Consider the following 22,002-nt stretch of genomic DNA (forward strand, 5'->3'; position numbering starts at 1 on the left):
TTCATGCTCATCCTCATCGTCAATTCCGGGTCCTCGTCGCTGAAATACCAGGTGCGCCGGCTGCCGCCGGCCGGCTCCGGCGGTACGTCCGCCGGCGTCCTGGCCGAAGGCACCATCGAACAGATCGGCGAGGGCGACGTCCGCGACCACGGCCAGGCGCTGGACGCCATGGCGGAAAGGCTGGAAGCCAGCCTTGGCGGGGCGGAGTTCGACGCGGTCGGGCACCGCGTGGTCCATGGCGGCGGCCGCTTCAAGACGCATCGGCTGATCGACGAAGACGTGCTGCAGGCCATCGACGACCTCGCCCCGCTGGCTCCCCTGCACAATCCGCCCAACGCCGAGGGGATCCGGGCCGCCGCCCGGAAGTGGCCCGGCCTGCCCCAGGTGGCGGTGTTCGACACGGTCTTCCACGGCACGCTGCCCGAGCATGCCTGGCGCTACGCGGTGCCGGACGAGCTGCAGGAGAAGTACGGGCTGCGCCGCTACGGCTTCCACGGCAGCAGCTTCGAGTTCGTCACCCGCGAGGCGGCGCGCGTGCTCGGCACGCCGCTGGAAAAGTTCGACGCCGTGATCGCGCACGTGGGCAACGGCGCCTCCGCCACCGCCATCAGCGGCGGCCGCAGCGTGGACACCTCCATGGGCTTCACCCCGCTCGAGGGGCTGGTCATGGGCACCCGCCCCGGCGACTTGGACCCCGGGCTGCTGCTCTTCCTGCAGGGCGAAGGCTACGGCGCCGGGCGCCTGCAGGAGCTGCTCAACCGGGAGAGCGGGCTGAAGGCGCTGGCCGGCAGCAACGACATGCGCGGGATCGTGAAGGCCGCCGGGGAAGGCAGCGGCCGCGCGCGGATGGCACTGGCGGTGGCGAGCTACCGGCTGGCCAAGTACATCGGCGCCTACCACGTGGCCTGCGGCGGCGCCGGTGCCCTGGTCTTCACCGCCGGCGTCGGCGAGCATTCTGCACAATTCCGCGCCCTGACGGCGGACAGGCTCGGCATGCTCGGCATCCGCCTGGATGCCGCCGCCAACACCGCCGCGGACGATCCGCAGGAGGCCTGCACCATCAGCGCGGCGGACTCCGCCGTCCCCGTGCTCGTGGTGCCCACGGACGAGGAACTGGTGATCGCGGAGGCGACCGCCGCCGTCGTCAGCGCCCTGCACTGAACCTCAGCAGGACTACTTGGGCGCGCACGTAAGGGGTGACGGAAGATACATGCATTTGAATGGAAATGGACCGGGGCGGGAACTAGGTTGGTAGGGGAAGGCCGGACCCCCGGCCGGCCAACAGCGCCCCAACCCGGGCGCCATCGCAGGAACGCGGTCAAGGAGGACCAACAATGAAGGCATGGCAGTTCACCAACACCCACGAACCGCTGGTACTCAACGAAGTCGATGAGCCCGCCGCCGCGCCCGGTGGCGTCGTGATCGACATCAAGGCCGCCGGCCTGTGCCACTCGGATGTGGGCATGCTGGAGGACGAAGGCTGGCTCTCCACCCTGGCCAAGCGGCCGATCACCTTGGGCCACGAAGTAGCCGGCGTCATCACCGAAGTCGGCGAGGGCGTCACGGACTGGAAGGTCGGCGACCGCGTCGGCTTCTGCCCGACCACCTCGGTGGGCGCCCCGGGCTACGGCTTCGACGGCGGCTTCAGCTTCAAGGCCGCGATCGACCAGGAGGCCCTGGTCCGCATCCCCGACAACGTCAGCTTCGCGCAGGGCGCGGCGGGCACCGATGCCGGCATGACCAGCCACCACGCCGTGATCGCCAACGGCCAGGTCAAGTCCGGGGACAAGGTCGGCATCATCGGCTTCGGCGGGCTTGGCTCCATCGGCGCCCGCGTGGCCGTGCTGGCCGGCGCCGAGGTCTACGTGGCCGAGGTCAACGAGAAGGTCTGGGACCAGGCAAAGGAAATCGGCGCCACCGCCGTCGCCAAGTCCATCGCCGAGTTCAAGGAGGCCGGCCTGGACGTGATCGTGGACTTCGCCGGCTTCGGCACCACCACCGCCGAGGCCATCGAGACGGTCCGCCGCGGCGGCCGCGTGGTCCAGGTCGGCATGGGCCGCCTGGAAGCCACCATCAGCACCAAGGCGCTCATCCTCTCCGAGGTCACGCTGGTCGGCTCGCAGGGCGGCACCAAGGAGGACGTGCAGGGCGTGTACGACTTCTTCGCCACGGGCCAGCTGAATCCGACGATCACCGAGATCGACTTCGACGGCATCCCGGAGGGCATCGAGAAGCTCAAGCGCGGCGAGGTCGTCGGCCGACTGGTTGCCAAGATCGCCGACTGATCATTAATGCCGGGTGCGGGCCTTTGCTTCCGCCCGTACCCGGCATTCGGCCTCGGCGCAGCTCTCGTTGCCGGGCCGGCAGGTTAAGGAGTGCGACGCCGGAGGCTTAGGTTGCGTGCGCGGGCGCCGGTGTGTGCCGATAGGCTCATCTGGAAGAGAATTCGAACTTGTTGGAGCCGGACCATGAATGAGCCAGCCGTGAACCTTCACGCCGATGCAGACCATCCCGCGCTGCCGCCGCTGGGCCTCACCTGGGGCATCAAGCGCAGCTTCGTCCGCTACCTCTCCAGCCTGCCCGACGCCCAGGTCTCCGCGACCGACGGCGCCGAGATCGTCGAAGGCAGCCTCTTCAACTTCCAGCCCGACGGCGGCAGCTTCGACGCCGCCACCCGCACCGGCGTGCTGCGCTTCCGCGGCGACGTCCGGCTCAGCGGGCACTACGGCATGATGTTCGTCCAGTTGCTGGACCCGTGGGTGGAGTTCACCGCGGACGGCGCCGTCCTGACCATCGGCGAGCCCGGCGTCGACACCCGTTACCCGCTGGCCACCCTGCAGGCCGCGCCGGACTCCCCCGTCGACGCCGAAGGCGGCCGGCTCTGGGAAGGCGTGCAGACCGCGCTGTCCGCCGAGGGATCCGAGACCTTCAACGACCAGTATCCGGCCGGCCAGCCGATGGACCCGCTGTTCATCCGGATCCCGGCCACCGCTTAACCCGTCGGTTCCGCGGGCCGGGGAGGCGCATCTTGAGTCCGCGCCGCCCGCGCCTAAGCCCGGCAGGGCGTGTTCCCCGGTAGACTTGTCCGGCCCTTTCGCACCGACACGTCTTACCAGCCCCATACCAGCACCGGAGGAACACCCTTGGCCCGAGGCAAGCACCATCCGCCACGTCCGAAACCGCCCGGCAGCGAGGGCATGCTCATCGCCGGCGACCTAAAGAAGGACCGGGGCTGGACGGAGACGCACATCAAGACCTTCCTCCCCGAGCCGGACAAACTCGCCCGCAACCCGTTCTCCCGCAAGGCGGCGCCGATGAAGCTGTACGCGCTGGACCGCGTGCTGCGCGTCGAGGCGACGCCCGAATTCCAGAAGGCCAAAGAGGTCTCGCGGACCCGGCAGATCGCCGCACGCGAGCGGGCCCTGGCCAAGAAGAAGGAAGCCGTCGCCGTCGCGGAGGCGCTGCCGCTGCGGATCGATCCGGAGCCTTGGGCGGTGGTGCAGCAGAAGGCGATCGAGCATTTCAACGGGCGCCTGAAGCGCAGCCAGTCCCCCGCCAGCATGAAGACCGTCCAGCACCGGCTGGACCGGCTCACCGTGAACTACCTGCGGCACCAGCAAACGTCCTACGAGGCCGAGCTGCGGGCCTTCAAGGGGGTCGTCGGAGTGGGCGAGGCGTACCTGGTGGTCCGGCGGCGGATCCTCGACCTGATCGCCGAGACCTATCCTGCACTGGCCCAGGAATGCGAACGACAGAAGTTCGACGAGGCCGAGCTGCCGGAGGGCGTGGAACTCTAGCCACCGCGGCGCGGTTACCGGGGCGGGAACGGCCGACGCCGGGCGGGCGTCAGGCGGGCGTCAGGATTTAAGGTCCGACGGCGACTTGGTCACCTTCTCGATGTCGGCGGCCGTGGCCTCGATCAGCTGGTGCGCCAGGTCCGCCAGCGCCCGTGCGGTGGCCAGCTCGTCGCCGATCTCCGGAACGTCGGGGTCACTGGGATTGAGCCGGGCCAGGCCGGTGCCCTTGAGCGTCGCGGCCTCGGCCTTCAGCCGCGCCTCGGCACGGGTGCGGCCTTCATGTTCGTCGATGACGATGTCCACCGACCAGCGCTTCTCTTTCATGGCAATCTCCTCCTCTTGACCACCCCACGATCCCGCCGGCCGAACAGGGACGTCAAGAGCCGTTCAGCCCCGTTTTTGCCCTGCCATTTGGTGGGGCGCCTACCGCTCCGGGACCGGGCCCGATCGCTTCTTAAGCGCGCGAGTCCAGCACATCCCGCAGGGCGCCGGCGCCGATGCTGCGAGCGCCCAGCTCCTCCACCCGCTGCCGCAGCCCGCGGTCGGACGTTGCCACGGTGACGGGAGCGCCGCCGTCGTCCTGCATCAGCGCTTCCACGCGGGCCACGATCTCGTCGTCCCCCGTCCCGCCGGCGCGGGCGACTTCCAGGCGGGGCGCCGTGGTGCCGGCCGCGGCCTTCGCGGCGCCTTCGAGGACGACGACGGTATGCGGCCAGGCGGTGTGCGCGTCCATCCCGAGCAGCCCGGCGGGCAGGCCGTCCGCGACCGCCGGGGCGAGGGCGTCGAGCAGCCGGCATGCGGCTCCGGCGCGGTCCTTCCACCAGCCGTCCGGGCGGGAACCGACGACATTGGCGGCGTCAACGACGAGCGCGGGGCGGTGCCGGATCATGGACCGCAACAGCGGCCAGGCCTCGCCGAAGTGCGGGTGGAGCGGCAGCCGGTCCACCTCTTCGAGGGGCACCCAGGCCAGGTCGAGGCTTTCGGCGTCCCGGACCTCAGGTTCGAATCCGTGCGTGGTCCAGGCCACCGCCGTCGTGTACGTCCAGAATCCCAAATCCAGGACCCGGGTGAAGAGCGGTTCGAGGGCGTCGGCGGGAACGCCCGCTTCCTCGTGCGATTCGCGCAGCGCCGCGGCCACCGCGGACTCGCCTTCGTGCCGGGCACCGCCGGGGATGCCCCAGGTTCCCCCGTAGTGGCTCCACACGGCCCGGTGCTGGAGCAGCACGCCCCGGGCCCGGTCCACGGCGAGCAGGCCGGCCGAGCCGAACAGGCCCCACATCCGCGTGCCGTCCGGGCCGACCGCCCAGGCGTCTCCGGGGTCCCTCGGGCCTGTGAAGGTCGGCGGTCGGGCGTCTCCGGCGGTCATGCCCCTAGCTTTTCACAGCTGTCAAGGATTCCGGCGGCTCTGCGGAAGGTCAGGGCCGCCGGCGGGAGGACCAGACCAGGTAGCCGCCGAGGGCTCCCACACCGCCGATTCCCGCGCTGAAGAGCGCCTTCGGCCAGTTGCGCCACTGCGCCGGCTGGCCCGCCACGAGTTCGCCGATCGCGTTGATCAGCGCGGCGGCGAGAAGGCCCGCCACGATCCGGTTGCCCGAGCGCTCCAGCCGCGCCACGATCGGCTCCAGTTCTGAGGTCCGCAGGTGGACGTCGATCCCGCCGCGCTCCAGCAGCTCCGCCGCCCGCCGCACCAGCGCTGGTGCATCCGCGCCCATCCGGAGCGCGTCGCTGCCCAACTGCTTCAGCCGCTCCGCGATGGCGGCCGGCGTGAAGGATTCGAGCATGACCCTGCGGGCGAACGGCTCCAGCTCCGTCATGATCTCGAATCCGGGGTCCAGCTGCTTGCCCAATCCGTCCGCCATGATCAGCATTTTCAGCAGCAGCGCGGTCTCCCGGGGCAGCCGCAGTTGGTGCTGGCGCAGCAGGCCGACCACTTGGGTGATGATCGGCACTACCGGAATCTCAGCGACCGGCCGGCCGGCATAGCGGTCCAGCAGCCGGGCGATATCGGCCTCCAGCCCCGGGGCGCTCCGGGTGGACGACGTCCCGCACATCTGCACCAGCGCGTCAGTCAGCCGCGGCGCGTCCTGTTCGACGACGGCAAGCAGCATCTTCACGAGCCGCGCCTTGAGCGTGTCCGGGATCCTTCCGACCATCCCGAAGTCGATGACGCCCAGCCGGCCGTCCGCTTCGATGAAGAAGTTGCCCGGATGCGGGTCGGCGTGGAAGAAGCCGTCCTCGAAGACCATTTTCAGCAGCACGCTGGCGGCCTTCCCTGCCAGCACGCGGGGATCGTGCCCGGCCTCCTCCAGGGCCCGGACGTCGTTGATCTTGATCCCGCTGATGCGTTCCAAAGTCAGGACCCGGGTGGTCGTGGCCTCCCAGAAGACCTTGGGGATGTGGACGCGGCTGTCGCTGGCGAAGTTTTCTGCGAATTGCTCGGCGTTGTGCGCCTCCTGCAGGTAGTCCAGCTCCGCCCGCAGCGTCTGCGAAAACTCGTCGACAAAATCCGAGACGCGGTATTGGGCCGCTGCGGTGGAGGCCTGCTCCGCGCGTTTGGCCAGTTCCTCCATGATTTCCAGGTCCAGGTTGACCTGCTCGACGACGCCGGGGCGCCGCACCTTGACGACGACCTCCATCCCGCCGAGTTGCGCCATGTGCGCCTGGCCGATCGATCCGGTCGCCAGCGGCGCGTCCTCCAGGCCGGGCAGCAGGTTCCCGGCGCCGGTCAGCTCGTCCGCGATGACGGACCTGATGTCCCCGGCGGGCACCGGCGGGGAGGCGTCCTGCAGCTTGCCGAGTTCGGCCGCATAATCCGGCGGCAGGATGTCCGAGCGGGTGGACATGATCTGCCCGAACTTGATGTAGACGGCGCCGAGCCGTTCCAGCGTCAGCCGGATCCGTTCCGGCAGCGCCGCCCGGTCCCGCAGCGGGTGCCGGGTGAAGGGCGCATACCCGTCGAACGGAAAATGCCGGTCCAGGCCCAGATAGCCCAGCGCGAAGCCCAGCCCCTGCGAGCTCAGGGTTTCCACGATTTCCCGGAACCGGTCCCGCCGCGCGCTCATGCCGCGGCCCTCTGCTGTTGCTGCGTCACGCCAGCCAGCCTACACGGGCAGAGCAGGCGCGCCGGGCGGCGCTGCCCCGGTGGCGAATCAGCCTACTGGCGAACCAGCCCTAGCGGTGAACTAGCCCCACCCGGCGAGCCGGAGCAGGGCGGCCGCCGCGGCGCCGGCGATGACGACGACGAGGAACGGGGCGCGCAGCAGGAGCGCGGCGGCGGCGGCGAGCAGCGCCCCGACCCGCGCATCGAGAGTGAGTTGCTGCCCACTGGAAAAGGCGTTGACCACGGTGAGCGAGGCGAGCAGGCCGATGGTCAGCGTGGCGGCGATGCGGGACATCCGCTCGTTCTTCATCCACTTTGCCGGCACGAGGTAGCCGGCGAACTTGGTGGCGTAGGAGATCACGCAGGCCGCGAGGATCCAGAACCAGAGGCTCATGCTCCCCCTCTCTCCGTCGGACGGTCCGGACGGTCGGCTCCCCTGCGGGTGTCCGCGTCCGGCAGCTGCATGTGGGCGCCATCATGCTCGGAGTACGGCTCGGGGTAGGGCTCGATGTCCGGCGCCAGCCCTTCGGGGACGGGCTTGTGGGTGAACCAGCCGATCGCCGCGGCCACGGCGGCGGCCACCAGGATGGGAACGCCGGTGGGCACGAACGGCACGGCCAGCAGGGTGGCCAGCGCGCAGACCACGGCGATGGCCACCGGCTCCTTGCCTTTGAGCCGTGGCCAGAGCAGGGCCAGGAACGCCGCGACGGCGGCCCCGTCCAGCCCCCACGCCTTGGGGTCCCCCAGCGCGTTGCCGGCGAGCGCGCCGACCGCGGTGAAGACGTTCCAGAGCAGGAAGATGCCCACGCCGGCGGTCCAAAAGCCGCGCCGTTGCTCGAGCGGATCGACCTGGCCGGATGCCGTGGCGGTGGATTCGTCGATGGTGACATGGGCTGCCGGCAGCTTTCGCCAGCCGCGCGGGCCCACGAGGGCGTTCATCTGCATGCCGTAGATCCCGTTGCGGATGCCGAGCAAGGCTGAGGCGCTCATCGCGGCGAGGCCCGTCCCGCCGCCGCTGACCACGCCGATGAAGGCGAACTGGGACCCGCCGCTGAACAGCAGCAGGCTCAGCGCCATGGTCTGCCAGAGGTCCAGGCCGGAGGCCACCGAGAGGGCACCGAAGGAAATCCCGTAGAGGCCGGTAGCTATGGAGATGGACAGGCCCACCTTGACCGCCGGAGACTGCAGGATTTTCACCCCTCCAGCCTAGTCGGGCTACAAGGCCTGCTGCGCGTGCCCGTTGATGGCGTCAGCCGCCCGGATCAGGGCCAGGTGCGAGAACGCCTGCGGGTAGTTGCCGGCCATCCGCTCGTTGGCCGTGTCGTACTCCTCCGAAAGCAGCCCCAGTTCGTTCGCGTATCCCACCAGCTGGTCCATCAGCCGGCGGGCATCCTCGATCCGCCCGGTCTGCGCATACTGCTCCACCAGCCAGAAGGAGCACGCGAGGAAGGGGTACTCGCCCGGCGACAGGCCGTCCATGCCTGCCTCGGTGCGGTAGCGCCTCAACAGTCCCGATTCATCCATTAGCTCCTGCTCGAGGCGCGCCACGGTGCCCAGCATGAGGTCGTCGTCGTACTTCACGAAACCCACCTGCGCGAGCACCAGGAGGGACGCGTCCACCTCGCTGGACCCGTAGGACTGCGTGAACGAGTTGATCTCCTGATTGAAGCCGTGCTCCATGATCTCCTCGCGCAGCTCGTCGCGCAGCCGCGCCCAGTGCCCGTCCTCGCCTTCCAGCCCATGGTCCTGCACCGCGCGGACGCCGCGGTCGAAGGCCGCCCACATCATCGCGCGGGAATGCGTGAAGTACTTCTTTTCCCCGCGCATCTCCCATATGCCGTGGTCGCGGTCGAAGAAATGCCTCTCCGTGTAGTGCAGCAGCGATTTCTGCAGCGGCCAGGAGAAGTGGTCCTCCTGCTGGCCGAGGTTGCGCAGCTTCTCCAGAACCACCATGACCTCGCCGATCACGTCCCCCTGGTACTGGCACATGGCGCCGTTGCCGATCCGCACCGGGGCGGAATCCAGATAGCCGGGGAACTGGTCCAGCTCGCGCTCGATCAGCAGCCGTTCCCCGGCCAGCCCGTACATGATCTGCAGGTCCTCCGGATCTCCGGCGACGGCCCGGAGCAGCCAGTTGCGCCATTCCAGCGCCTCCCGCTCGTAGCCGTGCGTCATCATGGATTCCAGCGTCAGCGCGGCATCGCGCAGCCAGACAAAGCGGTAGTCCCAGTTCCGCTCGCCGCCGAACTGTTCCGGAAGCGAGGTGGTGGGCGCGGCCACGATCCCGCCGGTGCTCTCGTGCGTCATCGCGCGCAGGACCAGCAGCGAGCGCTTGACCATTTCGTGGTACTCGCCCTGCGGCGGAAAGCGCGAGCACCAGTCGCGCCAGTAGGCCACGCTGTCCTTGAGCTGCTGCTCCACATCGCACATCGGCGGAACCTTGCGGTGCGACGGGAACCAGCACAGCTCGAAATCCGCGGTCTCGCCCGCCTGCAGGGTAAAGTCCCCGCGGTGCCGGCGGTCCTCGGCCATCGGCAGCTTGGAACCGTGCATCACGACGGCATCCGGGCCCGCCATGGCGACAATGGATTCGGCGCCGGTGTCCTCGTCGTTGACCCGGTAGACCCAGGGAATGGCCTCCGCGTAGCCAAAACGGATCACGATTTCCTGATGGATGGTCACGTGGCCGGAGGTGCATTCCACCCGGCGCACCACCGACGCCCGGCGGTCCCCCACGGGCATGAACTCGGTGATCGTGACCTCTCCGGTGGAGGTCTGCCAGCAGGTGCGCAGCACGAAGGTCGACTGCAGGTAGCTGCGTTCGACGACTACGGGGGCTCCGCGGCTGCGCTTGAGTTCGGCCTCGGCGGCGTCATCCGCGCCGGTGGCCCGGCCGCTGCTCTGCTCCGAGCGCGCCGACCGGCCGTGGCCTTCGCGCGGGTCCCTGGTGTTGCCCTGCCGGTCCGGGGCGCCGGCGGGATTTACGACGGCGGGACCTCCGTGGGCTTCGTCGTGCGACACCTGCTCGGTGGCGGTTCCCCCTTCTGTGGCCTTGGCGTCCGAGACCATGTCGCGGGACGGCGTCTCGGTGCCGCTGGCGGCCGCGTCCCGATCCGGGGTATCCGCGCCGCTGGCCGCCGTATCCGCAGGCAGCTGCTGCCCGTTCTCCGCCTGCGCCTGCGGCGGTCCGCCGGTCGCGTCGCCGGCCGGGCCCGTGCCCAGCGGCTCGGTGGCCCCTTCGTGCGCGCCGTCCGGGGCCAGCAGCCAGCGGCCATGCTCCGGCGTGCCGAGCAGGGCGCCGAAGGTCGAGTCGGAATCGAACCGCGGGAAGCACAGCCAGTCCATGCTCCCGTTCCGAGACACAAGCGCCGCGGTATGCAGGTCCGACAGCAGCGCATAATCCTCGATCGGAGAGGCCATTTACCAACTCAATCACAGCTGGACCCGGTCCGCTACGCGGGCCGCCGAACTGTAATGTGCCTAGTGACGCAGGGGTCTGCGGCCGGTCCTGGAACCGGCTCCGGCTACATGCCCGGCGGCGATCAGGCGCTCAGCCTCGCGGCCTCCAGCAGTCTCCGGACCTGCGCCGGCCGGTTCGTCGTGATCTCCTGGATGCCCAGGTCACGGCACAGCTGCACGTCCTTGGGATCGTCGACGGTCCAGACCCGGAAGCGGCGGCCGGCCGCCAGCCAGCGTTCGATGACCGGGCGGTGCGCGCGGACGTAATCGATGCCCGGGCCGGCCAGTCCCACGCTGCCGTCGTCGATGAGTTGCTCGCCTTCGGATAGGGCCCGGCGCAGGAGCGCCACCACGGCTCCGGCCGTGAGCTTGCCCATGAACAGGCTGCCGCGGATCTCCTCGGCTTCAATGTCGTCGACCAGCTGGCACAAATGCTCCATCGGCACGTGGTCGCCCAGATGCTTGATGGCGTCGGGATGGAAGCTCATGAAGGAGATGGTGATGTTGTCCAGCCGGGAGGACTCGGGCTCCCAGCCCTCGGCCATCAGGTACTTCAGCAGTTCGTCTTCGAGGGTCTGGCCGAAGGGGCTCGGGTGCTTGAGTTCCACGGCCAGCTCCAGCGGACGGCCCGCGGCCCGCATCAGGTCGACCAAGGCGTCCAGCGTCATCAGCTGGTCCGCGATCCCGCCGTATTCGGGCGGTATCGACGCTCCGCGCCAGGACGAAACATCCAGCCGCAGCAGCTCATCAAGCGTATGGTCGGCGACATGGCCGGTGCCGCTGGAGGTGCGGTCCAAATCGAAATCATGGAAGCAGATCAGCTTCATGTCGGCCGTTAAATGGATGTCGCACTCGATTCCGTCGGCGCCGTCCGCAATAGCCTGAAGGTAGGCTGCCCGCGTATTTTCGGCGAACCGGGCACTCGAGCCGCGGTGCGCGAAGATCTTGTGCTTCATGGGTTTCACGCTACCCGCCAAATGGGGAAGCGGACCCTGCGTACGCTGACGGACTGGTTAACTTACTGTGACGAAGACTCGAATTTGCAGACGGAGGACGGATGGCCACTGAGGTGAAGTACGACGGCGGTGTGCGGGCTCTGACCGACGCCGAGCGTGCCGCCGGACTGCGGCAAATGAAGCGCATTGCCGGGGGCCTGCTGTTGGCCATGGCGGCGATCTTCCTCGTCGCCTTCGCCCTCCAGGACCGCTACCCGTGGCTGGAGTATGTGCGCGCCGCCGCCGAGGGCGGCATGGTCGGTGCCCTCGCCGACTGGTTCGCCGTCACCGCCTTGTTCCGGCATCCCCTGGGCCTGAAGATCCCGCATACCGCGATCATCCCGCGCAAGAAGGACCAGATCGGCGCGAGCCTCGGCGGCTTCGTCGAAGACAACTTCCTCTCCGAAGAAGTGGTCAAGGCCAAGATTGCCTCGCTGGGCGTATCGGCACGCACCGGCGCCTGGCTGGAGCAACCGCGGAATGCCGACCGGGTGGCCCGGGAGGGAGCGGCCGCTATCCGCGCCGCAATGCTGGTGCTCAATGACGAAGACGTCCAGGACGTCATTGAATCCATGGCCCGCCGGCACCTGCTCGCCCCGGAATGGGGTCCGCCGCTGGGCAAACTCGCCCAGCGCGTGCTCGACGACGGCCACCACCTGAAGCTCGTGGATTTGCTGCTGGACCGCGCCGCCGATTGGGTGCTGGATAACCAGGAAACCGTATCCCGCCTGGTTGCGGACCGCTCCCCCACCTGGGTGCCGTCGTTCGTGGACTCGCTGATGGGCGACAAGGTCCACATGGAGCTGTACCGCTTCATCGTGTCCATCCAGGACGACCCCGACCATCAGGTCCGCCGCCAGCTGGACGTCTACCTCCAGTCGCTCGCGCAGGACCTGCAGCACGATCCGGACATGATCGCCCGCGTCGAGCACCTGAAGAACAATGCCCTCGGCGATCCGGAGGTCCGCCAGCTCGCCGCCCGCACCTGGGAAACCATCAAACGGGCCATGCTGCAGGCGGTCGATGACCCGCAGAGCGAACTCAGCCTGAAATTCACCGCCGCCGTCCGCGATTTCGGCCACCGCCTGGCCAACGATGCGGACCTCGCCGCCAAGGTGGACGGCTGGATCGAGGAAGCCGCCGGCTACCTCGTGCGCACCTACCGCTCGCAGATCGCCGGTGTGATCACCGAAACCGTGGAGCGCTGGGACGCCGAGGAAACCTCCCGGAAGATCGAACTCCAGGTGGGCCGCGACCTGCAGTTCATCCGGATCAACGGCACCGTCGTCGGCTCCCTCGCCGGCCTGGTCATCTTCACCATCGCCCACGCCATCTTCGGCTAGCTGTCTCGGCCACGAACCCACGACCCTGCACAACCGGCGGCCCGGCTCATGACCCGGCTCTGCCCGCAACGGTCCACTTTGGCTACCAGGATCCACCTCGAACCGGAGCAAGGTTCCGAAACGGAGCGGCCCGGGCACGCCGCCGCAGTGAGAGGTCAGTCGCCGGACACTTCCCGGTCCTCCACAGCCCCGGTGGCCGAGGCGCCCCCGCCGCCGTCGGCATCCCCGGCACCCGCGAAGCCCCGGGTCCCGCCGGCCGCGGCCCCGCCAGCGCCGGCCGCGAGCTCGTGATGCCGACGCGGGATGTAGTGCCGCTTCTGCGCCAGCTCCTCCACCAGCCCCATCGGCAGCGCCAGCGGCGGCTCGCCGAAGGCCTCCTGCGTGGCGGAGATGACCCTTCGGGCCATGAAGTGGTTGCCGACGCCGCCCACCACGGCGCCAATGCCGAAGGGCACGGCGCGGCCCAGCATTGCGGTGCCCTGTTTGGCAAGGATCTTCTTCAGGAAGCGCCGGCGCATGCTGTCCAGCACGGTTCCGACCATTCCGGAGGGCATGCTCGTACCGACGAGGTTGCCCCAGGGTTGGCTTTGCTTCTTGCCTCCGGCCTGGCCCACCAGGTCGCGGAGCAGCGCAAGGCCCTCTTCGCCCATGAGAATGGCCATGACCATGGTGCGCGCGCGGTCCGGGTCGTCGAGGTGGACGCCGTGCAGTTCGGCGATCGACTGCGCATAAAGGGCCGTGGCCTCGAGGAAGCCCATGGTCGCGACCGCCGACAGGCCGAGGGCGGCGACCGTGCTGACGCCGGGCACCAGCGCGGAACCGCCTACTGCCGCGCCGCCGCCGGTCACGGTCCGCAGATAATGCTTCTCCAGCATTGCGGACAGTTCCGCGGGCGACGCCTCCGGGTACTTTCGCCGCAGCCGGTTCAGGTTGGCCAGCACCAGGGGCCGCTGGACATCCAGCGCCTTCATGATCGCGTTGGTCACATGCGGCTTCGGGTTGCCCTTCGCATCGAACGCCGTACCCGCCGCCATCCTTACTGCCGGATTGAATTTCCTGGCCATGCGTCTCCTTCGTTCGTGCCTGACGAGATCAACCCTAGAACACGGGCCCCCGGCAAAGCCGAAAACGCCCAATCATCGCCACCGGCAACCAAGATAAGTATGCTGAGCACGTACGGAACCGCCGACATCACAGCAGGTCGGGCCGCGATTGCGCCCTACCGGCCCGGAGAAGGAGCAGTTGCCATGAGGATTGGATCATCGATAGCCCTGATCGCCATCGGCGCAATTCTGGCGTTTGCCGTCGCCGATGTCGTGGACTTCGTCGACCTGACGCTGGTCGGCTGGATCCTGATGGGCGTGGGCGCCCTCGGCCTGATCATCTCCGTCGTGATGGCGGGTACCAGCCGGCGCCGCGTGACCGAAAGCCGCCAGCTCAACGATCCGCGAACCGGAGAAACCGTTCGCCGGGACGACATCCGCGACACCGGCCTCTGACCGCACGCGGACTCCAACCGCACCTGTTCGTCACGGCACGGGCTTGTCACGGGACGGGGCTCCCCCGGCCGGACTCACTGCCCCAGGTAGACGCGAAGGAAAATGCCGACGTCGCGCATTTCCTCCGCGCCGATGTTGTGCCCCATGCCCGGATAGGTCCTCGCGGTGAGCCGAGTGTGCGCCTCCAGCCACTCGGCCGAATACCGGATCGCGTCCCCGTGGATCACCACATCGTCGGCGTCGCGGCCCCAGAAGAAGGGCAGGCTGCCGTCCAGCTCGTCGGTCAGGGCCAGCAGGTCGTGGTCCAGCACAAAGCCGGAGAGCCCGACGGCGGCGCGAAAGGCTGCGGGACGCAACCGCAGCAGCGTGGTCGCCATCGCCATCCCCTGCGAGAAGCCGAGCAGGCTCACGCTGCGGAAACTGCCGGCGTCGAGAATCGGATCCAGCCATTCGAATACCCGGTTCGCCGAACCGACCACCTCGGCGAAGTCCGAGGTCAGGAACGGATCAAGCAGGAACCACCCGTGCTTGCCGCCGACGTCGAAATGGCCCCGCGGCGCCACGCCCGTGACGTTGGGCGGCAGCACCTCGAACAGCGGCAGCAACCGCTCTTCGGAGGAACCGTAGCCGTGGATCATGACCAGCAAGTCGGTGCCGGCCCGCTCTTCGGCGGGGCGGGACCAGGCGGCGGTTTCCATGCACCACTTCTACCACCCGCCTCCAATCATCCTCCGCGCACCGGACACTCAGCGCGGTTTCGTACTGCCCAGGACGGCGAGCGAGACCACCACCCCGAGCCCGCTGACGGCCGTCGCCGCGAACTGTGCCGCGGGACTGCCGGGCACCAGGACCGACAGCGCCAGCTCGAGCGGAAACCACAGCAGCGCCCAGCCGAGCATGGCGAACAGCGGGGCATACCGCTCCCCGCGGGCCATCCCGCGGAAGGCCATGGCCGCGAACATGAGCACCACCGCGGCCACACCGATCATCAGCACGGCACCGTATCCACCCAGGACCAGGTCCGGCGGCACGCCCATCAACGCCGCCGAACCCTGGTCGATCCCAACAACCAGAACGACGCCGGCAATCGCCGCGAGCAGGACGTTTACCGCCTGCAGCCACATCAGTCTGCGCTCATCGGGCCTCATACAGCTACCGTAGCCCGGGCTCCGACCCCCGATTTTTTTGTTTTGTCTTTTTTTGTGTTGACTTGGAGAGGGAAACGCAGATAAAGTCATCAAAACAAACACGCGAGTGACTCGGGTCACAACATCGCAAAAGCCTGACGGAAGCACCTGGAGAGACATGTTCGCCGCTGAACGCCACCGCCTGATCGGAGCCCTGGTCGACGCCCAGGGGCGCGTTACGGTGGGCGAGCTGGCGGACAAGTTCGACATCACCAAGGAGACCGTCCGGCGGGACCTCGCCATGCTGGAGGAGCTGAGCCAGCTGCGCCGGGTGCACGGCGGCGCCGTGGCCGTGCACAAGGCCAGCACCAGCGAACAAAGCCTGGACACGCGCCAGCTGCAGCGGCACGACGAAAAGCTGCGCATCGCCCGCCAGGCCCTGGCCCTGGTGCCGGCCGGGGCCGCCTCCGCCGTGATCGACGCCGGCACCACCACGGAGCTGCTCGCCGAACTGCTGACGTCGGAACCGGACGGCCGCCACGACGACCTGCTGGTGATCACCCACGCCGTGCCCATCGCCTACCGGATCTCCACCGGCTCGCAGCTCCAGCTCGAGATGGTTGGCGGGCGCGTCCGCGGACTCACCAGCGCTGGCATCGGTGCCACCACCCTGGAGCGGTTCGCCGCCTTGCGCCCGGACATCGCCTTCATCGGTGCCAACGGGATCCATGCCAGCTTCGGGCTAAGCACACCGGATCCGCTCGAAGCGGCGGTCAAGACCGCCATCGTCCGCTCGGCCCGCCGGGTCGTAGCGCTTATCGATTCCAGCAAGCTGGACGAGGAAACCCTGGTGCGTTTTGCCGGGCTGGAGGAAATCGACACCTTGATCACGGACAAAGAACCTGCGGGCCCCCTCGCCGCGGCGCTTGAACAAGCCGACGTTGAGGTCGTGGTCGCATGATCATCACACTGACAGCCAATCCGAGCCTGGACAGGACGGTCGAACTGACCGGCCCGCTCTCCCGTGGCAGCGTCCAGCGTGCGGCCTCGGCCTCGCAGCAGGCGGCGGGGAAGGGCGTCAACGTGTCCCGGGCCCTGGCGGCCTCGGGCGCGGAGAGCCTCGCCGTCCTCCCCGGAGACCCGGAAGATCCGGTGGTCGCCGGCCTTCGCCAGGCCGGCCTGGCCCATCTGGCCCTGCCCATCGGCCAGCCCCTGCGCAGCAACATCACGCTGACGGAGCCGGACGGGACCACCACCAAAGTCAACGAACCCGGCCCGCTCCTCAACCGGCAGCAGCAGGACCGGCTGGCGGACGCCGTCGTGGCCCAGTGCTCGGGTGCGGACTGGCTGGTCCTGGCCGGTTCCCTGCCGCCGGGCGTCCCCGCCGACTTCTACGCGACCCTGGCCGCCAAGGTCCGCACCGAGCTCGGCGTGGCCGCCCCGCGCATCGCCGTCGACACCTCGGGGGAACCGCTGCGCCAGGTCTATGCGGCCAGCTTCGAATCCGCCCCGGACCTGGTGAAGCCCAACGCCGAGGAGCTGGCCGAACTGGCCGGCCTGCACAGCGAGGCCGAACTGGAAGCGTCGCCGGAGCTGGCCGCCGCCACCGCGGAGGTCCTGCTCGACCGGGGAACCGAGGCCGTCCTGGCGACCCTCGGCGCGAAAGGCGCCGTGCTGGTGACCCGGGACGGCGCCTGGTCCGCGGTCCATCCGCCGGTGGCTGCCCGCAGCACCGTCGGGGCCGGGGATTCCTCCCTGGCCGGCTACCTCCTGGCGGCCACCCGAGGGGACGCCCCTGCCGACTGCCTCCGGCAGGCCGTCGCGCACGGCGCCGCCGCCGCTTCCCTGCCCGGAACCACCCTGCCCTCACTTGAACAGACGAAGCCCGGCTCCGTCGTCGTCACCGCACTGGCTGTCCAGCTCCCGCCGGCAGCTTCACGCTAACAAGGAAGACACATGTCCCAGCTCATCACCGAACAGCTCGTCACCCTTGACGAGAACCTCGGCACCACCAGCGAGAAAGTCATCCGGCACCTTGCCCAGCGCGTGGTCGACACGGGCCGCGCCGCTGCCTTCGAGGGGCTCTACGCCGACGCCGTAGCCCGCGAGCAGAAGACCGCCACGGGCGTGCCCGGCGGCATCGCCATCCCGCACTGCCGCTCCACAGCGGTGCTGGAGCCGACGCTCGCCATGGCACGGCTCGAGCCGCGCGCCGACTTCGGCGCCAAGGACGGCCCCGCCGACCTGGTCTTCTTCATCGCCGCCCCGGAAGGCGCGGACAAGGAGCACCTGCAGCTGCTGTCCAAGCTGGCCCGCTCGCTGGTGAAGAAGGACTTCACCGCCGCGCTGCGTTCGGCGGCCTCGCCGGCCGAAATCGTGGCCCTGGTCGAGGGCGCCGTCTACCCGGAGAAGGCCCCGGCCACCGCCGCCGCTGGAACCGGCAGCACGGCCGCCGGCCCCGGACCTGCCGCAGCGGCTCCCGCCGCAGCCGCAGCCGCGGCCGAGCCGGAACCGGCCCGGACCGCACCGTCCGCGCAGAAGACCCTGGTCGCCGTGACCGCCTGCCCGACCGGCATCGCCCATACCTACATGGCCGCCGACTCGCTGGTGGCCTCCGCCAAGGAGGCAGGGATCGATCTCCAGGTCGAGACGCAGGGCTCGGCCGGCGCCACCCCGCTGGACCCCGCGGTCATCAGCGCCGCGGACGCAGTCATCTTCGCCGTCGACGTCGACGTGCGCGAGAAGGAGCGCTTCGCTGGCAAGCCGGTGATCCAGTCTCCGGTCAAGCGCGCCATCGATGAGCCGGACGTGATGATCCGCGAAGCCCTGGCGGCGGCGGACAACCCCAACGCCCGCCGCGTCAGCGCCACCGCCGATATCTCCGAGCATGCCGGCGCGGGCGGCGGCGAAAGCTTCGGCGGCAAGCTCAAGCGTGCGCTGCTCACCGGCGTCAGCTACATGATTCCCTTCGTTGCCGGCGGTGGCCTGCTCATCGCGCTGGGCTTCCTGCTCGGCGGGTACGACATCACCAACGTGGCGGACAAGGTGGTGCTGGAGAACAGCCTGTTCAACCTGCCCGAGGGCGGCGTGCTGACCTACCTGGGCGCGGTGCTGTTCAAGATCGGCCAGCTTTCCATGGGCTTCCTGGTCCCGGCACTGGCCGGCTACATCGCCTATGCCCTGGCTGACCGGCCGGGCATCGCCCCGGGCTTCACCGCCGGCGCCGTCGCGCTGTTCATGGGCGGCGGCTTCCTCGGCGGCATGGTCGGCGGCCTGATCGCCGGATTCTTCGCCTACTGGCTCACGACGCTGGCTGCACCGCGCTGGCTGCGCGGCCTGATGCCCGTGGTCATCATCCCGCTGCTGGCCTCGATCGTGGCCTCCGGTGCCATGTTCCTCTTCATCGGCGGACCCATCGCGGCGCTGACCGCCGGGCTGAACACGTGGCTGTCCGGCCTGACCGGCACGTCCGCGGCGATCCTGGGTATCATCCTCGGCCTGATGATGTGCTTCGACCTCGGCGGCCCGGTGAACAAGGTGGCCTATTCCTTCGCCGTCGCCGGCCTCGGCGCCGGTTCCGCCACCAACCAGGCGCCCTGGATGATCATGGCCGCCGTCATGGCTGCCGGCATGGTCCCGCCGCTGGCGATGGCCCTGGCCACCGTGCTCGACCGCAAGCGGTTCTCCCTCGCGGAGCGCGAAAACGGCAAGGCAGCCTGGCTGCTGGGCGCCTCCTTCATCTCCGAGGGTGCGATCCCGTTCGCCGCGGCCGACCCGCTGCGCGTGATCCCGGCCAGCATGGTCGGCGGTGCCGTCACCGGCGCCATCTGCATGGCAACCGGCGTCACCTCGCAGGCGCCCCACGGCGGGTTGTTCGTTTTCTTCGCCATCGGCAACCTGCCGATGTTCCTCTTGGCTATCGTGGTGGGAACGATCATCTCCGCCCTGGCCGTCGTCGCACTGAAGCGCTACGCCGTCCGCAAGCAGGCCGCCGCCGAACCGGCCGCCGTGCCCGCCTGACCCGCCGCGTCCGGAAAAGCAGGAATTCGACAGTGAGGTACCCAATGAGCAGCATCACCGGAGCAGGCGTCAGCCCGGGCCGCGTCATCGGCCCCGTGCTGCAGATGCCGCCCGCAGTCCCCGAGCCCGATGCCGCCGTCGGCCTGCCGGCGGAAGCGAGCATCGAAGCCGAGACCGAGCGGCTGAAGACCGCGGCCAAGGCCGTCCAGGCCGGGCTGAAGGCCCGCGCCGCCAACGCCAGCGGCGATGCCGCCGAAGTCCTCAAGGCCACCGCGCTGATGGCAGCCGACCCGATGCTGCTGAAGTCCGCCGCCAAGCTCCTGGCGGCCGGCCGCAGCACCGAGCGGGCTGTCTGGGAGGCGGCCGAGCAGGTGGCGGCGCAGCTGAAGGCGCTCGGCGGCTACATGGCCGAACGCGCGGCGGACGTGCTGGATGTGCGGGCCCGGATCGTGGCGGAACTGCGCGGCGTCCCGGCGCCGGGCATCCCCGATTCGGATGTCCCGTTCATCCTGGCGGCCGACGACCTGGCACCGGCCGACACGGCCACGCTGGACCCGGCCAAGGTCATCGCGCTGGTCACCGCCGGCGGCGGGCCGCAGTCGCACACGGCCATCCTCGCCCGCGCGCTCGGCCTGCCCGCCGTGGTCGCCGCCGAAGGCGTCACGTCCATCCCCTCCGGCACCGAAGTGTTCGTGGACGGTTCGGCCGGCCTCGTGGTGCCCGAACCCGGGGAGACCGAGCGCACCGCGGCCGCGGCGTATGCGGCCCGCGGGGCGCTGCCCGCCTTCGACGGCACGGGTACGACGGCGGACGGCCGGTTGGTACCGCTGCTCTCCAACGTCGGGGACGGAGAGGGCGCGCTGGCCGCGGCCGCAGCCGGAGCCGAAGGGGTGGGGCTGCTGCGCACCGAGTTCTGCTTCCTGAACCGCGACGAGGAACCGTCCTTCGAGGAACAGTCCGCCGCCTACAAGGCCGTCTTCGATGCCTTCCCGGGCAAGAAGGTCGTGGTGCGCACGCTGGATGCCGGCGCTGACAAGCCGCTGCCCTTCCTGACCGATGCCACGGAGCCGAACCCGGCGCTGGGAGTCCGCGGATACCGGACGGACAAGGCGCACCCGGGCGTGCTGCAGCGCCAACTGGAAGCCATCGCCGCGGCCGCCGGCCAGAGCGAGGCCGAGGTCTGGGTCATGGCCCCGATGATCTCGGCCGCCTCCGAGGCGGCGCACTTCGCCGGGCTGTGCGAGGCTGCCGGGCTGAAGACCCCCGGCGTGATGGTGGAGGTGCCGTCCGCGGCCCTGACCGCGGGTGCCATCCTCGAGGCGGTGGACTTCGCCTCGATCGGCACCAACGACCTGACGCAGTACACGATGGCAGCGGACCGCCAACTGGGGCCGCTGGCCGAGCTGACGGATCCCTGGCAGCCGGCCGTGCTCCAGCTGATCAAGGCCACCGTGGACGGCGCCGCCGCCACCCACCAGCCGCCCAAGCCCGTAGGTGTCTGCGGTGAGGCGGCCGCGGACCCGGCCCTCGCCGTCGTACTGGTGGGACTGGGCGTGAACTCGCTCTCGATGAACGCCCGGGCGCTGTCCGGCGTCGCCGCCCTGCTCAAGACGGTCACGCTGGAGCAGGCCAAGGAGGCCGCCCGGCTGGCCGTCACCGCGGACTCGGCCGAAACCGCCAAGGCCAAGGTCCGCGCCAACCTGCCCATGCTCGAAACCCTCGGACTCTAACCAAAGGAGACAACCATGCCCGAACGTATCGCCACCGTCGCCAGCCGCGTCGGCCTGCACGCCCGCCCCGCCGCCATCTTCGCCGAAGCCGCCGCCGAACAGCCCGTCGAGGTCACCATCGGCCTCGAGGGCACGCCGGCAGACGAGGCCCTGGATGCCTCGAGCATCCTGTCGCTGATGGGCCTGGGCGCCGAATACGGCGCCAAGGTGGTCCTGCGCGCCGAGGGCGAGGGCGCGGACGCAGCCCTCGAGTCCCTCGCGCAGGTGCTCGAGACGGACCACGACGCCGAGTAGCAGCCGGCGCTACACGCGGCGTGCCTGCCGGCCGGCAGCCGCAGCACAAACCAAGGGCTCCCCCGGACCTGCCGTCCGGGGGAGCCCTTGCTTATTGGAGAAGTCCGCGGATCGGGTGCACTCGGCCGGGCCGGCCGCGCCGCCGACGGACATCGCTAGGCCCGTGCGCTACCAGCGGACCTGCTTCTCGCCGCGGCCTTGGCGGCTGCTCGCATGGGTCGGCTTGTGGCCGTTGCCGATGCTGTGCCAGCCGGGCAGGTCACCCGGTTTCCTGGCGGCGCGGGCCTCGTCGAGCCGCTTCTGCTGTTCGCTGCTCAGCTTGGCGGCCGCCGACGGGGCCAGATGGACGTGCAGGTCCTTGTTCTTATCAGCGGTGGTCATGGTTTCCTCCGAATCGTGGATGCTCCGCGGAGAAGGTGCCTGGCGCCGGCGCCAGTGACGGCGGAAGTCGGGTCGGTTCAGGCATGGAAGGCGCGGGAACGACTCGCAAGGCACAGCCTCGGCAGGCGGGATTTTGAGCTGGCATCTGACGGGCGCCGCGGCGGGGCGACGCGCGGATTACTCGAAAATCAGTGTTCCCATGCGGGCAAGCCTAACAAGCGCGGACGGATTCGGATAGGTTGTGGGGACAAAAGAGA

General features: G+C 69.5%; 22 protein-coding genes. 11 read left to right on the forward strand and 11 right to left on the reverse strand.

Features of this window, described 5'->3' with window-relative positions; genetic code table 11:
- Positions 1–3 precede the first annotated feature (3 nt).
- The 4 genes from AHIS1636_RS12665 (at position 4) to AHIS1636_RS12680 (ending at position 3,797) form a co-directional block, all read left to right on the forward strand.
- A complete protein-coding gene (locus tag AHIS1636_RS12665) occupies positions 4–1,161 on the forward strand; it encodes an acetate kinase (protein ID WP_264796190.1) in 1,158 nt (385 codons plus the stop codon).
- A 173-nt stretch (positions 1,162–1,334) separates the two neighbouring features.
- Positions 1,335–2,285, forward strand: coding sequence for a zinc-binding dehydrogenase (locus AHIS1636_RS12670; protein ID WP_264796191.1), 951 nt, complete (start codon positions 1,335–1,337; stop codon positions 2,283–2,285).
- A 183-nt stretch (positions 2,286–2,468) separates the two neighbouring features.
- The gene (locus tag AHIS1636_RS12675) at positions 2,469–2,996 is read left to right on the forward strand and encodes an HtaA domain-containing protein (RefSeq protein WP_264796192.1); all 528 of its coding nucleotides are present in this window, start codon (positions 2,469–2,471) and stop codon (positions 2,994–2,996) included.
- A gap of 147 nt (positions 2,997–3,143) precedes the next feature.
- Positions 3,144–3,797, forward strand: coding sequence for a hypothetical protein (locus AHIS1636_RS12680; RefSeq protein ID WP_264796193.1), 654 nt, complete (start codon positions 3,144–3,146; stop codon positions 3,795–3,797).
- A gap of 60 nt (positions 3,798–3,857) precedes the next feature.
- On the opposite strand, the gene AHIS1636_RS12685 is transcribed toward AHIS1636_RS12680, so the two are convergent.
- The 7 genes from AHIS1636_RS12685 to AHIS1636_RS12715 form a co-directional block, all read right to left on the reverse strand.
- On the reverse strand, positions 3,858–4,121 hold the full coding sequence (locus tag AHIS1636_RS12685; protein ID WP_264796194.1) for a DUF1876 domain-containing protein: 264 nt from the start codon (positions 4,119–4,121) through the stop codon (positions 3,858–3,860).
- Between the two features lie 130 nt (positions 4,122–4,251).
- Positions 4,252–5,163, reverse strand: a complete 912-nt coding sequence (locus tag AHIS1636_RS12690) for an NUDIX domain-containing protein (protein ID WP_264796195.1) — start codon at positions 5,161–5,163, stop codon at positions 4,252–4,254.
- Between the two features lie 49 nt (positions 5,164–5,212).
- The gene (locus AHIS1636_RS12695) at positions 5,213–6,859 is read right to left on the reverse strand and encodes an ABC1 kinase family protein (RefSeq protein WP_264796196.1); all 1,647 of its coding nucleotides are present in this window, start codon (positions 6,857–6,859) and stop codon (positions 5,213–5,215) included.
- A 120-nt stretch (positions 6,860–6,979) separates the two neighbouring features.
- Complete coding sequence (locus AHIS1636_RS12700; protein WP_264796197.1) at positions 6,980–7,291, reverse strand: AzlD domain-containing protein; 312 nt, start codon at positions 7,289–7,291, stop codon at positions 6,980–6,982.
- On the reverse strand, positions 7,288–8,094 hold the full coding sequence (locus AHIS1636_RS12705) for an AzlC family ABC transporter permease (protein WP_264796198.1): 807 nt from the start codon (positions 8,092–8,094) through the stop codon (positions 7,288–7,290). The genes AHIS1636_RS12700 and AHIS1636_RS12705 overlap by 4 nt, the downstream gene beginning before the upstream one ends.
- A gap of 18 nt (positions 8,095–8,112) precedes the next feature.
- Positions 8,113–10,317 carry a glycoside hydrolase family 15 protein gene (locus AHIS1636_RS12710; protein ID WP_264796199.1) on the reverse strand — a complete coding sequence of 735 codons (2,205 nt, stop codon included), beginning with the start codon at positions 10,315–10,317 and terminating at the stop codon, positions 8,113–8,115.
- Positions 10,318–10,439: 122 nt separating this feature from the next.
- On the reverse strand, positions 10,440–11,312 hold the full coding sequence (locus AHIS1636_RS12715) for a glycerophosphodiester phosphodiesterase family protein (protein WP_264796200.1): 873 nt from the start codon (positions 11,310–11,312) through the stop codon (positions 10,440–10,442).
- A 101-nt stretch (positions 11,313–11,413) separates the two neighbouring features.
- Here AHIS1636_RS12715 and AHIS1636_RS12720 point away from each other — a divergent pair, with 101 nt between their 5' ends.
- Positions 11,414–12,694 carry a DUF445 domain-containing protein gene (locus AHIS1636_RS12720; RefSeq protein WP_264796201.1) on the forward strand — a complete coding sequence of 427 codons (1,281 nt, stop codon included), beginning with the start codon at positions 11,414–11,416 and terminating at the stop codon, positions 12,692–12,694.
- 155 nt (positions 12,695–12,849) lie between these two features.
- On the opposite strand, the gene AHIS1636_RS12725 is transcribed toward AHIS1636_RS12720, so the two are convergent.
- The gene (locus tag AHIS1636_RS12725) at positions 12,850–13,758 is read right to left on the reverse strand and encodes a hypothetical protein (protein WP_264796202.1); all 909 of its coding nucleotides are present in this window, start codon (positions 13,756–13,758) and stop codon (positions 12,850–12,852) included.
- Between the two features lie 183 nt (positions 13,759–13,941).
- Here AHIS1636_RS12725 and AHIS1636_RS12730 point away from each other — a divergent pair, with 183 nt between their 5' ends.
- Positions 13,942–14,193, forward strand: a complete 252-nt coding sequence (locus tag AHIS1636_RS12730) for a DUF6458 family protein (RefSeq protein ID WP_264796203.1) — start codon at positions 13,942–13,944, stop codon at positions 14,191–14,193.
- 74 nt (positions 14,194–14,267) lie between these two features.
- On the opposite strand, the gene AHIS1636_RS12735 is transcribed toward AHIS1636_RS12730, so the two are convergent.
- Together AHIS1636_RS12735 and AHIS1636_RS12740 are read right to left on the reverse strand one after the other, a co-directional pair.
- Positions 14,268–14,891, reverse strand: a complete 624-nt coding sequence (locus AHIS1636_RS12735) for an alpha/beta hydrolase (protein WP_264796204.1) — start codon at positions 14,889–14,891, stop codon at positions 14,268–14,270.
- Positions 14,892–14,939: 48 nt separating this feature from the next.
- Complete coding sequence (locus AHIS1636_RS12740; protein ID WP_264796205.1) at positions 14,940–15,341, reverse strand: hypothetical protein; 402 nt, start codon at positions 15,339–15,341, stop codon at positions 14,940–14,942.
- A gap of 157 nt (positions 15,342–15,498) precedes the next feature.
- Here AHIS1636_RS12740 and AHIS1636_RS12745 point away from each other — a divergent pair, with 157 nt between their 5' ends.
- Genes AHIS1636_RS12745 through AHIS1636_RS12765 form a run of 5 tightly spaced genes read left to right on the forward strand, consistent with a single transcriptional unit; the run spans position 15,499 to position 21,364 of the window.
- On the forward strand, positions 15,499–16,281 hold the full coding sequence (locus AHIS1636_RS12745; protein WP_264796206.1) for a DeoR/GlpR family DNA-binding transcription regulator: 783 nt from the start codon (positions 15,499–15,501) through the stop codon (positions 16,279–16,281).
- A complete protein-coding gene (locus AHIS1636_RS12750) occupies positions 16,278–17,264 on the forward strand; it encodes a 1-phosphofructokinase family hexose kinase (protein WP_264796207.1) in 987 nt (328 codons plus the stop codon). The genes AHIS1636_RS12745 and AHIS1636_RS12750 overlap by 4 nt, the downstream gene beginning before the upstream one ends.
- A 12-nt stretch (positions 17,265–17,276) precedes the next feature.
- Positions 17,277–19,340: a PTS fructose transporter subunit IIABC gene (locus AHIS1636_RS12755; RefSeq protein WP_264796208.1), complete on the forward strand. Its 2,064-nt coding sequence runs from the start codon at positions 17,277–17,279 to the stop codon at positions 19,338–19,340.
- A gap of 44 nt (positions 19,341–19,384) precedes the next feature.
- Positions 19,385–21,070, forward strand: coding sequence for a phosphoenolpyruvate--protein phosphotransferase (locus tag AHIS1636_RS12760; RefSeq protein WP_264796209.1), 1,686 nt, complete (start codon positions 19,385–19,387; stop codon positions 21,068–21,070).
- 15 nt (positions 21,071–21,085) lie between these two features.
- Positions 21,086–21,364, forward strand: coding sequence for an HPr family phosphocarrier protein (locus tag AHIS1636_RS12765; protein ID WP_264796210.1), 279 nt, complete (start codon positions 21,086–21,088; stop codon positions 21,362–21,364).
- Between the two features lie 168 nt (positions 21,365–21,532).
- Here the strand turns inward: AHIS1636_RS12765 and AHIS1636_RS12770 are convergent, their stop codons facing one another.
- Positions 21,533–21,745, reverse strand: a complete 213-nt coding sequence (locus AHIS1636_RS12770; protein ID WP_264796211.1) for a hypothetical protein — start codon at positions 21,743–21,745, stop codon at positions 21,533–21,535.
- Positions 21,746–22,002: the final 257 nt, after the last annotated feature.

Source organism: Arthrobacter mangrovi (genome assembly GCF_026011795.1).
In the GTDB taxonomy this organism is placed as follows: Bacteria; Actinomycetota; Actinomycetes; order Actinomycetales; family Micrococcaceae; genus Crystallibacter; species Crystallibacter mangrovi.

Excerpts from the sequence above, each read along its gene's own strand:
- AHIS1636_RS12665 (WP_264796190.1), top strand. The coding sequence starts at position 4 with ATGCTCATCCTCATCGTCAATTCCGGGTCCTCGTCGCTGAAATACCAG.
- AHIS1636_RS12670 (WP_264796191.1), top strand. The coding sequence starts at position 1,335 with ATGAAGGCATGGCAGTTCACCAACACCCACGAACCGCTGGTACTCAAC.
- AHIS1636_RS12675 (WP_264796192.1), top strand. The coding sequence starts at position 2,469 with ATGAATGAGCCAGCCGTGAACCTTCACGCCGATGCAGACCATCCCGCG.
- AHIS1636_RS12685 (WP_264796194.1), bottom strand. The coding sequence starts at position 4,121 with ATGAAAGAGAAGCGCTGGTCGGTGGACATCGTCATCGACGAACATGAA.
- AHIS1636_RS12690 (WP_264796195.1), bottom strand. The coding sequence starts at position 5,163 with ATGACCGCCGGAGACGCCCGACCGCCGACCTTCACAGGCCCGAGGGAC.
- AHIS1636_RS12695 (WP_264796196.1), bottom strand. The coding sequence starts at position 6,859 with ATGAGCGCGCGGCGGGACCGGTTCCGGGAAATCGTGGAAACCCTGAGC.
- AHIS1636_RS12700 (WP_264796197.1), bottom strand. The coding sequence starts at position 7,291 with ATGAGCCTCTGGTTCTGGATCCTCGCGGCCTGCGTGATCTCCTACGCC.
- AHIS1636_RS12710 (WP_264796199.1), bottom strand. The coding sequence starts at position 10,317 with ATGGCCTCTCCGATCGAGGATTATGCGCTGCTGTCGGACCTGCATACC.
- AHIS1636_RS12715 (WP_264796200.1), bottom strand. The coding sequence starts at position 11,312 with ATGAAGCACAAGATCTTCGCGCACCGCGGCTCGAGTGCCCGGTTCGCC.
- AHIS1636_RS12720 (WP_264796201.1), top strand. The coding sequence starts at position 11,414 with ATGGCCACTGAGGTGAAGTACGACGGCGGTGTGCGGGCTCTGACCGAC.
- AHIS1636_RS12725 (WP_264796202.1), bottom strand. The coding sequence starts at position 13,758 with ATGGCCAGGAAATTCAATCCGGCAGTAAGGATGGCGGCGGGTACGGCG.
- AHIS1636_RS12730 (WP_264796203.1), top strand. The coding sequence starts at position 13,942 with ATGAGGATTGGATCATCGATAGCCCTGATCGCCATCGGCGCAATTCTG.
- AHIS1636_RS12735 (WP_264796204.1), bottom strand. The coding sequence starts at position 14,891 with ATGGAAACCGCCGCCTGGTCCCGCCCCGCCGAAGAGCGGGCCGGCACC.
- AHIS1636_RS12740 (WP_264796205.1), bottom strand. The coding sequence starts at position 15,341 with ATGAGGCCCGATGAGCGCAGACTGATGTGGCTGCAGGCGGTAAACGTC.
- AHIS1636_RS12745 (WP_264796206.1), top strand. The coding sequence starts at position 15,499 with ATGTTCGCCGCTGAACGCCACCGCCTGATCGGAGCCCTGGTCGACGCC.
- AHIS1636_RS12750 (WP_264796207.1), top strand. The coding sequence starts at position 16,278 with ATGATCATCACACTGACAGCCAATCCGAGCCTGGACAGGACGGTCGAA.
- AHIS1636_RS12755 (WP_264796208.1), top strand. The coding sequence starts at position 17,277 with ATGTCCCAGCTCATCACCGAACAGCTCGTCACCCTTGACGAGAACCTC.
- AHIS1636_RS12760 (WP_264796209.1), top strand. The coding sequence starts at position 19,385 with ATGAGCAGCATCACCGGAGCAGGCGTCAGCCCGGGCCGCGTCATCGGC.
- AHIS1636_RS12765 (WP_264796210.1), top strand. The coding sequence starts at position 21,086 with ATGCCCGAACGTATCGCCACCGTCGCCAGCCGCGTCGGCCTGCACGCC.
- AHIS1636_RS12770 (WP_264796211.1), bottom strand. The coding sequence starts at position 21,745 with ATGACCACCGCTGATAAGAACAAGGACCTGCACGTCCATCTGGCCCCG.